At 63.7% G+C, this 13,927-nt stretch carries 12 protein-coding genes and 1 tRNA gene; 2 read left to right on the top strand and 11 right to left on the bottom strand.

The genetic code is table 11. The features are described from left to right. Positions 1-22: 22 nt before the first annotated feature. The 8 genes from QZ408_RS01755 to QZ408_RS01720 form a co-directional block, all read right to left on the bottom strand. Positions 23-532: a nucleotide-binding protein gene (locus QZ408_RS01755; RefSeq protein WP_292489179.1), complete on the bottom strand. Its 510-nt coding sequence runs from the start codon at positions 530-532 to the stop codon at positions 23-25. Between the two features lie 12 nt (positions 533-544). Then, a complete protein-coding gene (locus QZ408_RS01750; RefSeq protein WP_292489176.1) occupies positions 545-1,417 on the bottom strand; it encodes a formate/nitrite transporter family protein in 873 nt (290 codons plus the stop codon). A gap of 860 nt (positions 1,418-2,277) precedes the next feature. Then, positions 2,278-3,543, bottom strand: a complete 1,266-nt coding sequence (locus QZ408_RS01745; RefSeq protein WP_292489174.1) for a Coenzyme F420 hydrogenase/dehydrogenase, beta subunit C-terminal domain — start codon at positions 3,541-3,543, stop codon at positions 2,278-2,280. 3 nt (positions 3,544-3,546) lie between these two features. Next, a complete protein-coding gene (gene fdhF, locus QZ408_RS01740; RefSeq protein ID WP_292489172.1) occupies positions 3,547-5,607 on the bottom strand; it encodes a formate dehydrogenase subunit alpha in 2,061 nt (686 codons plus the stop codon). Positions 5,608-6,294: 687 nt separating this feature from the next. Continuing rightward, a complete protein-coding gene (locus QZ408_RS01735; RefSeq protein WP_292489170.1) occupies positions 6,295-7,167 on the bottom strand; it encodes a site-specific DNA-methyltransferase in 873 nt (290 codons plus the stop codon). A gap of 91 nt (positions 7,168-7,258) precedes the next feature. Next, entirely contained in the window at positions 7,259-7,531 is a 273-nt protein-coding gene (locus tag QZ408_RS01730) for a hypothetical protein (protein ID WP_292489169.1), read from the bottom strand. A gap of 316 nt (positions 7,532-7,847) precedes the next feature. After that, positions 7,848-7,920 (bottom strand) — tRNA-Thr (locus QZ408_RS01725). A 71-nt stretch (positions 7,921-7,991) separates the two neighbouring features. After that, positions 7,992-8,276, bottom strand: a complete 285-nt coding sequence (locus QZ408_RS01720; protein ID WP_292489167.1) for a DUF504 domain-containing protein — start codon at positions 8,274-8,276, stop codon at positions 7,992-7,994. 144 nt (positions 8,277-8,420) lie between these two features. Here QZ408_RS01720 and QZ408_RS01715 point away from each other — a divergent pair, with 144 nt between their 5' ends. Next, positions 8,421-9,233, top strand: a complete 813-nt coding sequence (locus tag QZ408_RS01715; RefSeq protein ID WP_292489165.1) for a DUF6544 family protein — start codon at positions 8,421-8,423, stop codon at positions 9,231-9,233. A gap of 94 nt (positions 9,234-9,327) precedes the next feature. Beyond that, positions 9,328-10,554 (top strand): methyl coenzyme M reductase-arginine methyltransferase Mmp10, encoded by a 1,227-nt coding sequence (mmp10, locus tag QZ408_RS01710; protein WP_292489162.1) that lies wholly within the window; start codon positions 9,328-9,330, stop codon positions 10,552-10,554. On the opposite strand, the gene QZ408_RS01705 is transcribed toward mmp10, so the two are convergent. The 3 genes from QZ408_RS01705 to QZ408_RS01695 form a co-directional block, all read right to left on the bottom strand. Beyond that, entirely contained in the window at positions 10,535-12,445 is a 1,911-nt protein-coding gene (locus tag QZ408_RS01705; protein ID WP_292489160.1) for an ATP-binding protein, read from the bottom strand. The two genes, mmp10 and QZ408_RS01705, sit on opposite strands and share 20 nt — an antisense overlap. Before the next feature lie 113 nt (positions 12,446-12,558). Next, complete coding sequence (locus QZ408_RS01700; RefSeq protein WP_292489159.1) at positions 12,559-13,125, bottom strand: hypothetical protein; 567 nt, start codon at positions 13,123-13,125, stop codon at positions 12,559-12,561. Beyond that, positions 13,122-13,802, bottom strand: coding sequence for a diphthine--ammonia ligase (locus QZ408_RS01695; protein ID WP_292489157.1), 681 nt, complete (start codon positions 13,800-13,802; stop codon positions 13,122-13,124). The genes QZ408_RS01700 and QZ408_RS01695 overlap by 4 nt, the downstream gene beginning before the upstream one ends. Positions 13,803-13,927: the final 125 nt, after the last annotated feature.

Below are 13,927 nucleotides of genomic sequence, written 5' to 3'. Positions count from 1 at the left end.
AACGCTCTGGCGCCCGGGGGCGTCAGGATTGCTGAACTTTCTCGACTTTCCGGATGGAGACGCAGTTGATGACCGCATCCCCGGACAGGATATAGCGTTTGACGACCGTTCCGAGCACCTCGACCACATCCCCTTTCTGCACGTCTTCTGCCGGGGAAGTGAACATCTTGACCGATATCTCGCCTGTCCGGTCGGCGACGAGGTACTGCGGCCGGTTGAGGAACTGGAAATACACCCGCTCGACGACGCCCTTGATGCGCACCGGCTCGCCGAGCATGTTTAAGTTGATCTCCCGGACACGGACCGTCCTTGCTTCTGCTTCGTAGACCGGCACCAGTGATGCATACTGCGTCTGGCTCATGTAGTTGAGCGCTACCGGTATGACAAGCAGCATGATGGCCGCCGGAACCGCCCAGATCAGCATGGATACCTCCCCGGTAGCGAGGACGTACACCGCGATCAGGACCACAAAAAAGAGGAAGACGGCCAGTGCAATGGCCGTCACCCTCACTTTAGTATCTCCGATCTGCATTGTCAATCAGGTTTACTTGAGGGCTGCAATTTCCTTTCTGAACGCGACCCAGTAGATGATGCCGACGAAGAGCAGACCACCGACGATGTTGCCGAGCGTGACGATGATCACGTTGTTGGTCCACATGCTCACCCAGTTGAGCGTCGCGACGGCCTTTGTGGGGTCAAGGCCCGTGCAGAAGATGCCCGTGGGGATGAAGTACATGTTCGCAACGCTGTGCTCGAACCCGCTGGCAACGAAGGCGAAGATCGGGAACCAGATACCGACGATCTTTCCTATCGCGTCGTCTGCGCAGATACCGAGCAGGATGGCGAGGTTGACGAGCCAGTTACAGGCAATACCCTTGAGGAATGCCGAGAACAGCGCCATTCCGCCGATGTAACTCGTCTTTGCCGTCGCTATGCCGATCGCTCTCAAGCCAAACGCGGTGAGTGTTGCGGTTCCGGCGGCATCGAAGCTGACACACGGCCCGTATGCCATGATAAACGCAAAGATTACCGACCCGATGAAGTTGCCGATATACACCCAGATCCAGAGGTTGAGCACGCTTGCCCAGCTGATCTTGTGAATGAACGCGGCCATGGGGGCGAGCATCGCGTCGCCGGTGAAGAGTTCTGCACCGGTCATGACCGTGATGATAAGCCCCACAGGGAAGACAGCACCCAGGATGAACTGGGCCATACCGGCACTTGCGAAACCGGATCTCATCGCGGCGTCGGATGCCATGACACCGGTCGAACAGACTGTTGCGAGCGCACCGCCCATGGCGATGTAGGCTCCGGACATGACACCACGCAGGACCATGTTCCAGGCCGGTAGCCCGACCTTGTACTTCCCGGTATCACCTGCTTTTGCTACTATAGCAACTGGAGGATGGAACACCATTTTTCTTACACCTCTCTAAACGTCCTACCTATACCGTCAAGTAATCCGAATGTATAGGTCTAATTAATCAGTAATTTGAGAGTGCTATTAATAAGTTTCGAATTGATCGTTGCGTAAGGTGAGTATAACCCAAATTCAGGCGCTTATCTTCGATATGAGTTAATTCCCGTAATTAAACATCAAGAATCAATAAACGATGCTTCTGGCTTTGTTTTTGAGACCACGCGGAATATAGGTGGTTTCAGGGTGATATTTGAACGGGTATGCGGGAGCAGGCGCGCAGTTCTTTCAAACTCCGCCTCCCTCCATGCCAGGGCAACGAATATCCGGTAAAATCATCGCGGATGGCTGCGCGTCGGCGTGTGCCCCCATGGTGGGCCCCGAAACCGAATAATTATCGTTATTTTGGGGATATAAGGGTCATTTCGCTCAGTTTTAGAGGAGGGGGCCGGGTCCCGGATCGGCCCACTCTCCGAGCGGTTTACAGGGGCTCGAGTACCCCCCGCGGCGCCCCCGCCAGGTCAGGCACCCCACGTTGCGGATGGCAGGTGCGGAGGAGCCCGGTCCGCCGCATCCGCCGCGAGGCCGGTGACCGGACGGTTCTCTCCAGGGATGGGGCGGTCACTCGTCCCGGTTCCATCGTGGACCACGGGCCCGGTGCTACACCCCCGCCAGGACCCATATGCCCGTCTTCCGGGATTGCAATTCGGCGCTGACAGTGGGAAACCCGGCCCGAGAAAGATCCGGGACTACAGGGGCGCTATGGGCGTCTCCGGAGATCGTGCGGCGGGCCCGGGGAGAGAACGTACGGAAGACCCGGGAGAGGGAATCCCCCCGGGTCCCGGCCTCCCGGATGGCCGTCACTTGAAGATATCAAAGATCTGGTCGCTGCCGGTGGCGAGAAGCCGGTCGCGCTCGGGTTTCTCCTCGACGAGCGCGAGCACCGGCGGGGTCATATCCTCACCCGGGTGGAACCCGAAGAGCTTCTCGAGATCTGTCTGGATGGCGTGGAGGAAGACCGAGTTCGATATCTCGACGGGACAGAGCTCCTCGCACTGGCCGCAGTTGACGCAGGAGTCGGAGATGTGCGCGAACCGGATCAGGTGGAACATGAACGGCGGTGGGATCACGCCGGGTTCGACCAGGTAATCCTTTCTCGTGCTGCAGTCGATGCAGTAGCAGATCGGGCAGTTTTCGATGCAGGAGTAGCACTTGATGCACCGGCTCGTCTGCTCCCGGATCCTCTTCAGGCGCTCCGTACCCTCGCCGAGCGCCCCGAAGTAGCGTGCCCGCCACCGGTCGCCGAGTTTCAGCATGGCGTTCTCGACCTTGCCGCGGATCTCGATCCCTTTCGGATTTGCCGCCTCCGTCGCCACCGCGCCAGCCTGCACGGCGCCGTTGAGGAGGTTTGCGCCCTTCTCGGAGCAGACCTCGACAAACGTGGCGTTGCCGGCACGCTCGCCGATGACGCCCCAGTTGCCGCAGGCGAGGTCCGCCTGGCGCGGGATCTTGATCTTGCACCGGCGGCAGTTGGACCGGCGGCCGAGCCCCTCGTTCCCGAGGAGGTCTTTTGCCCCCTCTTCGAGTTCGTCGATCGAGACGGATGCGTGCTGGTCGTCCTTGGTGATGACGATGAACTTTCCCTTGTCGATCTCCTCCTTGACGACATCGTCGGGGTCAAGACCGAGTTTCTCCCGGACGATGATCCGCGCCGTCTCCGGCCGGATGGTGCCGCCGCAGTTTAAGCCGATGACGATGATGTTGTCGAGGTTGACCTGGTTGCGCTTGGCCATCTCGTAGATCGCCTTGACGTCGCAGCCCTTGAGGACTGTCGCGATCCGCATATCCGGTTCGGCGGATAGAAGGCAGCGCCGCATCTGCTTCGGGAGGAGGAGGGTGCCGCAGTGGAGCGACCCGGCAATCCCCCCGATCTCGGCGGGGTCGGTGATCAGCGCCGGCACCGCGTCGTAGACGTCCGCGCCCTTCCTGACCGCAAAGACCCCGTCGACCATACCGCTCTCAAGAGCGTAACGCAGCAGCGCGGTGACTGCCCCGCCGGTCTCCGCCTTCTCCCTGAGAGCCTCATCCGTCGTCCACGCATAGAGTAAATCGCCTTTTCCTGCCATATCTCACGCCTCCACAATCTTTTCGACCTTGACCGCACAGGCCTTGAACTCCGGGATCTTTGCGATCGGGTCGAGCGCGTTGTGCGTCAACATATTCGCCGGGTGCTCCTTGTAGTGGAACGGGATGAACATGACGCCCCTGATGATCTCCGGGGTGACCCGGGCGGGGATATCGATGGACCCGCGGCGGGTGCTCGCCCGGACGACCTCGTCGTCCCTGATGCCGAGCGCCTTTGCGTCCTCGAGGTTGATCTCGATCCAGCCGATCGGCGCCTCCTTCTCAAGGCTCCGCGACCGGCGGGTCATCGTGCCGGTGTGCCACTGCCAGATGACCCGCCCGGTGGTGAGGACGAACGGATACTCGGCGTCGGGGACCTCGGCGGGCGGTTTCCACTCGATGGCGGAAAAGACCCCAAGGCCGTCCGGCATGGCGAACTTCTCCCGGTGGAGGATCGCCGTCCCCGGGTGCTCCGCGGTCGGGCAGGGCCAGTGCAGGCCGTCCGGGTCGAGGCGGCCGTAGGACATGCCGTGGTACGACGGGGTGACGGCGGCGACCTCGGCAAAGATCGCTTCGGGGCTCTCGAACGCAAACTGTTTCCCGTAGCCCATCCTCCTCCCGAGGTCGCAGAGGATCTGCCAGTCGGGTTTCGCCTCTCCCGGCGGGTCCTGGGCCTTCCTCCAGCGCTGGACGCGCCGCTCGGTGTTCGTCTGGGTGCCGTCCTTCTCCGCGTAGCAGGCGGCGGGGAGCACCACGTCGGCAAGGCGGGCCGTCTCAGTCAGGAAGATGTCCTGGACGACCAGGAACTCCAGGTTCCGGAGTCCCTCCTCGACGTGCTGGATGTCCGGGTCGGAGAGCATCGGGTTCTCGCCCATGATATACATACACCTGAGCTCGCCGGGGTTGTCGGCGAGGATGTTGATCATCTCGGTGACGGTGTAGCCGACCTTACCCTCGGCGATATCATCGACACCCCAGGCTTCCATCATCTTCTCCCGGGTCGCCTCGTCGGTGACCTTCTGGTAGCCGGAGTAGACGTTCGGGAGGGCTCCCATGTCGCAGGCGCCCTGGACGTTGTTCTGGCCGCGGAGCGGGTTCACGCCGCCGCCGGGCTTGCCCAGGTTGCCGGTGAGCATCATAAGGTTCGCGGTCGATTTGACGTTGTCGACGCCGACGGTGTGCTGGGTGATGCCCATCGAGTAGATGAGCGTGGCAACCTCGGCCTGCGCGATCCACCCGGCGGCGGTCCTGAGGCTCTCGACCGGGATGCCGGAGATCTTTGAGACGTTCTCAAGGCTGTAGGCGTCCTTCATGACGACTTCCCTGAGTTTCTCGAAGTCTTTCGTCCTCTTTTTGATGAACTCCCTGTCTTCCCAGCCGTTTTTGATGATCTCCTGCATCAGGCCGTTTAAGATGGCGACGTCGGTCCCGGAGACGAACGGCATGTAGAGGTCGGCCTGCCGGGCGGTCGGTGTGTTGCGCGGGTCGGCCACGATCACCTTCGCACCGTCCCCTCTTGCGCGGATGACGCTCCGCGCAATCAGCGGGTGCTGCTCGAAGGTGTTGGACCCGAGGATGAAGATGCACTTTGACTCGGTGATGTCCTTGATCGAATTGGTCATTGCCCCGGACCCGAAGACCGCCGCGAGGCCGGCGACGGTGGATGCGTGGCAGAGCCGGGCGCAGTGGTCGACGTGCGGCGTCTTGAGCGCCACCCGGGCGAACTTCTGCATTAAGTAATTCTCCTCGTTCGATGCCCGGGCGGAGGAGAGGCAGGCCATCTCGTCGGGTTTGTAGGACCCGAACTTCTCCGCGATCAGATCGTACGCCTCGTCCCAGGTCGCCTCGACGAATGTGCCGTCCTTCTTGATCAGCGGCTTCGTGAGGCGATCCGGGCTGTTGATGAATTCATGGGCATAACGTCCTTTGGGGCAGAGCTTGCCCCCGTTGACGGGTGCGCGCTGCCAGTGCGCCACGTCAAAGACCTTGCCGTTGCGAACGACAAGGTTGAACCCGCACCCGGTGCCGCAGTACGGGCATGTCGTTGATACGTACTTTATATCCATTGTTGTCCCTCTCTGGCAGGGGCTACATAACGCCCGAATTATATAATAGACTTGGTCCGGACGGGCCTCTCGATGAATATCGGTGACCTGCACCGGAGACCCGCTTCACGGGCCGGCCCGGACCGCCGGCGCCGCCGCGAGCGGCAGGATGTAGTGCATCGATTCTCAATTACCGGCACTCTCGCCGGAGGAGACCATCGATCGTGTTTCGCACCGCCCGGGAGTTTGCATCCCCGGGCACGGATTTTCCCGGTCTTTCAGGAAACCGACATCAGCACCGCCCCCTGGCACGGCTTCCCACCGGGTATCGCCATGACTGGCCTGCCCCGGGAGGCGGGGTAGTGCTGGAGAGGACGCTAGCACATTTTGCCCGGGAGGGACGAGCCCCTCGGTCCCTCCCCGTGGCGATAGCCACCACGGTCCAGTACCGGGACAAGCCTGGAAAATCGGGTTCTGGCTCTCCTCCCGGGAAACCGCTGCCAGCACCATCCCCGGGGCGGGGAGAGGCGAAGCGCGGGCCGGGCGGGGTTGCCAGAGAAGCGTACGGGTATTCCACCTGGGTGAAGCGCGGGCGGGGTGGGGGCGAAGGGAGCGCTCCGTGGGGAAGGGACAAAGGTCAGGCACGGTCTGTTCATTTGGAATCGGTGTAGTAGTTCCCCACAACCCCGGGAAAGTCGCCGCCGGTCCTCAGCCCTGCCCTGCCGTCCGGCGCGCTTCGGCGATCCGGGCTTCCGCAATATCCCGGTAGGCCGGGTCGATCTCAAACCCGATATAGTCGGCGCCGAGGGCGATTGCCGCAAGCGCCGTGCTCCCGATGCCCATGAAGGGGTCAAGGACCAGTATCCCGGGCCGGCAGCCGTGGAGCCGGATGCACATCTCGGGGAGTTTCTCCGGGAAACTGGTTGGGTGGGGCCGGGAGGAGCGGACGGTCCGGTAGGGGATGAACCAGGTATTCCCCCGGTCCCGGAGGTCGCGCTCCGCCGCTTTCCACCGCCCGATGTTGCTCTTATCCTGGTAGGGCACGCCGATGCCCAGTTTTTCGAGGGCGACGTCTCCCTCCTTCGTGAAGTGGAAGATGTGCTCATGGCACTGGCTCAGGTACCGGGAGCTGTTCACCGGCTGGTAATGGCCGACGGCGACATCACCGGCGATATTCTCGTAATTGCCCGCGTCCTCCTTCGCGATGGCGATCGACTTGACCCAGTGGATGACGTTCTGCAGCGTAAAGTGGGGGCGGAACCGCTGGACCACATCAAAGGGTATCCAGGGGTCCCGGGGTTTGCCGCCGATGTTGAGGAAGAACGAGCCGTCGTCGGCGAGAACCCGCGCCGCCCCGCTGGCGACCCGCTCCATCCAGTCGAGGTAGTCATCCCGGGGTTTCTGGTCGTCGTAAGAATTGTATGCCTTCCCGATGTTGTAGGGCGGCGACGTGACGATGATATCAACCGAGCCTGCCGGGAGGCGCTGCATGCCCTCTATGCAGTCCATGGTATGGATAGCGTTTCGGGCAAGCCCGCCGGACCCGCACACCCCTCTCTCCTCTTCTGCCACTCCGATCACCTACAGGTTCGCGGTCCTCCGCAAAAAGGTGAACGAATCGGGGGCCGGTTGCCGGTGCCACACGGCCGGACCGCGCCTGCCGGAGAGGGCGTCAGGGGGTGTTGCCGCCCTCAAGCGCCCTCTGCCGTGTCTTCTCGAGCGTATCGACGAAGTCTTCGACCTCATAGGGGTTGAGCCCCCCGGCTCCTTCAGGTTCGAGGCGTATGACCTGGAGGAGCGCGTCCTTGAGGATCTCAAGACGACTCTCCAGCGGGAGGATGATCTCGAACCGGCGGAAGATGCGGTCCGGGACACAGACAAAGTCCCCGTGGACGGACGCGAACGAGAGGATCTCGTCTGCGGAAGGGACGTCTCCCTGGTCCACCTCGATCTCGAGGACCGCCGGCGAAACCGCGGGCGTGTCGGCGTCCTCTTCTTCAAAACAGCGGGTGACCCTGATCTTCGTGGCTGCTCCTCCTCCGGTTCCGGTTGAACTATTCTCTCCGGGAGATAATATAGTTACGACGGCGAAGATGGCGGGCCGGCGGGATAGATGCCCGTTTCATCGTAACGCCACACCGCGCGTTGGGACGCCGATGGGGTTGAGCACGACCAGACGGTATGTATTTTCATGGGCTGGAGACAAATAATGCCTGGGGAACAACCCGTTCTGGAAACGGGCTTTACACAAAAGGGTAAAGAGCCCCAGCCGTGATTTGAACACGGGACCTGCTGATTACAAGTCAGCCGCTCTGCCAGCTAAGCCACTGGGGCATACTCTATATTATTGGTCGTCTGCGGTAAAAAAGGTGGCGTCGAAATCCTCTCGCGGCTCCCGGGCGCACTCAGGGCCCTTCGGGTTTCCCACGCCCCGCCGCTGGCGGAGCGCCGCGTTCCCACACGGTCCCGCCGTCGTAGAGGATGCGCCGGACCCGGTGGTAGGGAATAGAGGCGACATGGGTCCCGGCGTCCACCTCCAGGTACTGCGCATCGAGCGCGAGGACCCGGTCGCCCTGCACCGTCGAGCGGTCGCCGGGCGCCCCTCTGTCGACGTACTCGATCTCGACCCGGGAGAAGTCATAGCCGGGGTCATGGTAGAGCCGGAGCAGCAGCCGGTGGCTCGTTCTCATCTCTGGTTAGAGGGAGTTCACATAGTATAAAACCCTCCGCAGACAAACGGCAGTTCTGCAGGTACTCCTCGACCGTAGGGGAGCACGATGCGCCGATCCAAACAGGGGCCGACAGGACAGGATGAGCATTGCAGGTGTGAGGAGATGAATCTCGTAACTACGATAATCATCATCGTGGCCGTTCTTCTCGCCCTCCTCCTCGTGGGCTGGGTGGGATTGCAGGTAGAACCCGCTCCCTTTCCACCGCCGGTGGGGTCAGCGGCCGCACCAGAGACGGTCCCGTTGCCGGAGGGGCTGCCTCAACCCGTGGAGCGTTTCTACCGCACTCTCTACGGCAGCGATCTGCCGCTGATCGAGTCGGCAGGGATCGGCGGGCGCGGCACCATGCGCATCGGCGGGATCACATTCCCGGCGCGGTTCCGGTTTACCCACAAGACCGGGCGGAACTACCACCACTACATCGAGAACACGTTCTTCGGGCTGCCGGTGATGAAGGTCAACGAGTATTACACCAACGGCACCGCCCGCCTGGAACTGCCGTTCGGCGTCGTCGCGGGTCCGAAGATCGACCAGGGCGCCAATCTTGCCCTATGGGCCGAGGCCGTCTGGATGCCGGCCGTGTGGGTCACCGATCCACGAGCGCACTTTGAGCCCGTGAACGAGCATACGGCAGAGCTGGTGATCCCGTTCGGCAATGCAGAGGAGCGGATCATCCTGCGCTTCGACCCGAAGACCGCCCTGCTGCAGGAGATGCGGTCGATGCGCTACAAGGGCGAGGAGACCGAGAAGAAGATCCTGTGGCTGAACGAAGTCAGGGAATGGAGCAGGATAGACGGGCGGCTGCTCCCCGGGACCGTCGCGATTGCCTGGGAGGACGAGGCCTCCCCCTGGGCGGTGCTCACAACCGAAGAGGTCACGTATAACGCGCAGGAGCCCCTTCGAACCGGTGGGATGTAACCGCAAGGCAAACGCCTGACCATAACGGTGCAGGATGCCGCCGGAAGGCGGGTCTACAAGGTTCATAACAGAAGAGCGCAGAAGTACCAACAGAATGTCGCATCTCACCGTCGATCTCGGGGGCCGGCCCGGCCTCGACTGCCGGGGATTCTGTTCGTACTGCTACTTCAAACACGTCCAGGGGACGACGTCGTTTGGCTGCAAATACTGCCTCCCCTTCCAGAAAGGCTGCGACTACTGCACCCGGGGCGTGCGTGAGGGGTACGCGGGGTTCAAAGACCTCCGGACCGTCGCCGACGAAGTACTGGGCAACCTCCAGGTGATGGGCGACGACGTCGACCGGATCACCATCAGCGGCGGCGGGGACCCTAGCTGCTACCCCGACTTCTGCGACCTCGTCGAACTGCTCGCGAGCATGGAGGCGCCGCTCCACATCGGCTACACCAGCGGGAAAGGATTCGACGACCCGGGCATAGCCGACTTCCTCATCGAGAACGGCCTCTCCGAGGTCTCGTACACCGTCTTTGCCGCCGACCCCGGCCTCCGGCGGCGCTGGATGCACGACCCGACCCCGGAAGCCTCGCTCGCGGTCCTCGACCGGCTCTGCGGCGCGATTGACGTCTACGCCGCCGCAGTCGTCATACCGGGCGTGAACGACGGCGAAACCCTTGAGAAGACCTGTACGTGGCTCGAGGGGCGGGGCGCAAAAGGGCTGATCCTGATGCGGTTTGCCAACCGGACCGACCAGGGGCTCATCCTCGGCAACACGCCGCTCATCGAGGGGCAGCAGGTCCATACCGTCGACGAGTTCCACGAGCTCGTCACCGACCTCAACGAGCGGTTCTCGATGAAGATCAGCGGGACACCCCTCGGGGACCCCTCGATCGGGTCCCCGTTCGCGATCCTCCATGAACCCGACCTCTTGAAGAAGCTCCCCCGGGTCCAGAGACGTGCGACGGTGATCACCGGGAGCATCGCCGCCCCCTTCATCCAGCGGGTCCTCTCGATCCGCGGCTACCGCTCACGGGTCGTCAGGGTCAGAAAGGAGATTGCCTGCCTCATCACCGCCGAAGACCTCGCCGGGGTAAACCTGACGAGGCTTGAGGACGTCGTGATCATCCCCGGCCGGGCGTTCGTCCACGACGCCGAGGCCCGGACAATCCTCTCCGCCGACGGCGTCGACCGCGAGGTGGTGCGCGGCCCCGAGATGCTGACGGCCGATGCAGAGACGAGCATGGGCATGACCCGGACCGAAGTGCTCGAGAAAGAGATGGAAGGGTTCTCGGCCCTGATCAACACGATCAACCAGTACGGCCGGTGATGGGCAGGCAGGCCGGGAGCGTGAACCGGAAGGCGGCGCCGGACTCCGGGTGGCCCGGCACCCGGTCCTCGACCCGTATCCGGCCCCCGTAGCGTTCGATCAGGACGCGGACGATGTAGAGCCCGATTCCTTTGCCGCTCTTTGCCCCGCCTTTTCTGAACTTCTCAAAGACCCGGGGTTTCTCGGCGTCCGGTATCCCCGGGCCGGTATCTTCGACCGAGACTACAACGGTCCCGTCCTCCTCCCGGGTACTGATCCGGATCGAGACGCCGGGGCCGCCGAACTTGGCGGCGTTGCCGACGAGGTTTATGAAGACCTCCGACAGGAGGTCGTCGGCAGCGACCCACCGGCCCTGCGGCTCGTAGACGATGTCGGCGTCCGGAAAGAGGCAGATGACGTTCTGGATCACGGCATCGAGGTCCACCGGCCGGGGCACGAGGCTCTCCTGCGCGATCCGCCGGATCGCCGAGACGTTCCTGATGATCTCTGCGCTCTGCCTGACAGCGGCCGTGAGCTTCCCGGCAAGGTTCTTCTCCGGCCCGGAGAGCATCTCGCGGAGGAGCATCGCGTAGCCGATGGCGGCGGTGTTCGCGTTGTTGATGTCGTGCGTCAGGAGATCCAGGTAGAAGTTCGCCTGTTCGTGCGCTTTCTCCAGCCCTTCGCGGAGCCGCATCCGCTCGACGGCGCTCCCGATCTCCTGGCTGATGGAGGTGAGCAGTTCCCGCTCGGCGGGGGAGAAGATATGTGGACTCCGGCTGGCCAGGTTGACGGCGCCGATGACCTTCCCTTCGGCGGTGATGGGGATGCTCGCAAACGCCCGGATTCCGTCACCGGCGCCCTCCGGGTAGTCCTCCACGAAATGCGGGATGCCCTGCCCGATGACCGCGTCGTATGGCGGGATGTCCAGGTCGACGATCCGCTGCCGGAGCGAGTCCCCCTCCGGGAGCCCGGTCTCGGCGACCAGTTCGGCCCTCGACCGGCCGGGGTCGATCAGGTACACGCCGCCTCCTTCAAAACCGAGGAGTTCCAGGGTCTTTTCGAGCACGCCTGCCAACAGTTCGTCCATGTCCGCCGACGCCGCGGCGGTCCTCACCACCTGGTTGATGGCGTCGAGCTGGGCGTTCCTGCGCCTGACCTTCTCCTCGGCGGTCTTTTGCCCGGTGATGTCCGCAACACCGATGGCCATACCCGGGTGTTCCTCGCCCCCGGCGGTGACCGGGGAGGCAGCAACCCTCGCGGCAACCGCCTCGCCATCAGAGCGCCGGAGCCGGAGTTCAGCCTCCTTCCGCCCGTCCTCGCTCCACCGCCCGATCAGGGCCGCCGCCCGCGGCGCGTCGTCCTGGTCGACGAAGGAGAGGAAGGAAGTCCCCGGCAACTCGCCCGCGGGATAGCCGAGGATCTCCGCCATCCGGGCGCTGGCGAACATGATGACGCCTCCCCGGTCGACCACCAGCACCCCTTCGTGCAGGCTCCCGCCGATCTCGCGCCACATGCCCTCCACCCTCCCGAGCGCTGCCTCCGCACGCTTCAGCGCGAGGGCGTGGCGGAGGGTGCAGGCAAGGAGTTCGGGCGTGATCTCCTCCCGGACCAGATAATCGTCCGCACCGCGCCAGAGCGCCCTGACCGCCAGGTCGAGGTCATCGCGCGAGACGAGGAGGATGACCGGGATCCCGGGGGTCTGGCCGCTCACCCGCGCCGCCGCCCCGGGATCCCGGCCGGGGTCGAGCAGGACGACATCAAACGATTCTTGCCGGAGCGCATCGAGACCTTCGTCAAACCGCCGGCATGAGGCTGCCTCGAACGGGAGTCCGGTCTTCCGGAGCGCCTCCAGGACCAGGGAAGCGTCGTCCGGGCTCCCGGTGACGATAAGCAGCCTGAGCGGGTCCGGCACCCTCTCATCCCCCCGCCGGCATGGGCCGGGTATGGCGTAACCTCGATTTCATCCCTGTCCCGGGTGCCCGGGGGCACCTCTACCTCATCTACCGGGGCCCGTGGGGATAAGTGTTACTGAGTGTTCTCCACCTGCTGGAGGAACCGCTCGATGACCCACTCGTTCCTGACCTCCGGGTGGAAGAGGAGACCGTAGAGCGGGAGCGAGCGGTGCCGGATCGCCTGGACACACCGGTCCGAGACGGCGAGGGGTATGAACCCGCGAGGGGTTTCCACGGCGCGTTCATGCAGTTCATATGCGGGAAAGCCCGTCATCCCGGCAAAGAGGGGATCCGGCGCGGTCACCCGGACATCCGTCATACCGATCTCGCAGCACGGCACGGTGCCGCCGCCGAATGCCGCCGCGAGGGCCAGCATGCCCGAGGAGATGCCGAGCACCGGGCGTTCGAACGCAGGCAGCCACCGGAACCGCCCGGGGTGCTCCGCAAAACCCGTGTCCTTCAACGCCGTCCCGCAGAGGACCGCCCCATCCGCACCCTCGATATCCGGTGCGCTGACGGCGGTGTAGTGACGGACGACGGGCTCTGCTCCGGCCCCCCGGAGAAACCGTTCGACCGGCCCGACGAACTCGGCGCGGGAGAGCGAGCCGTCACGGTAGCAGAGGTCGACGACCAGGATCACTTCTCCACCAGCCCCGCCCGCTCGATCCGGAGGACGCCGTTGTAGTTCCGGCAGACCGCCGATGCCTCCTCGATCGCTATCCGCCGGGAGAAGAAGGGGGCATCGATGACGAACGTCTCAAACTCCCCGCCTTCGCCGGTGAGGGTGATCCGGTACTTCCGGGCGGCCTTTCGGAGGTCGTCGAGGGTGCGGCGGTCGATCTCCCTCCCGAGCCAGGATGCGTCGAAAGGGCAGGAGAAGATGCCCGCGATGATCACCCGGAACCCGGCGCCGATGAGTTCCTCCATGTAGGCCTCCTGGTCCGTGTGCCAGAGCGGGTTGAAGCACCAGAGGTCCAGTTCGCGGCAGATCCGCTGGATCCGTGCGGCCTGGTAGATCGAGAGGATCGCCCCGGTGACGACCCCCTCGATCCCGAACCGTTCCCGGGCCAGGAGGAGAGCCCGCGCGAGATCCAGGAGTTCCGCCTCCTGCTCGCCCGCCGTCTCCACCTCCACGAGGGGGAGCCCCGCCGCCACGGCCTGCAGCCCGGCAAGGTGGATGTTCGGGGTGTGGAACATGTAACTCTCGGGGTTCTGGGAGACGACCGTGATCAGGCAGGTCACCTCCTCCTGCTGCATCGCCTTCCAGCAGGCGAAGAGAGAGTCTTTCCCGCCCGAGAAGAGCACGCCGAGTCTCATGGTCGTTCGCGTACCCGTTCTCTTTTGGGCATGATAACCCCTGCGGCGGCATCCGGCAGGCGGTTCGCGGACCCGGGGTGCCCCCCGGCAGCAGCCTGACACCTCCTGCCGGATACGAGGTCGCC

The organism is Methanoculleus sp. 10 (assembly GCF_913757945.1).
Classification (GTDB): domain Archaea; phylum Halobacteriota; class Methanomicrobia; order Methanomicrobiales; family Methanoculleaceae; genus Methanoculleus.
The sequence above is the reverse complement of the archived record's forward strand: the minus strand, read 5'-3'. Positions and strand labels throughout refer to the sequence as shown.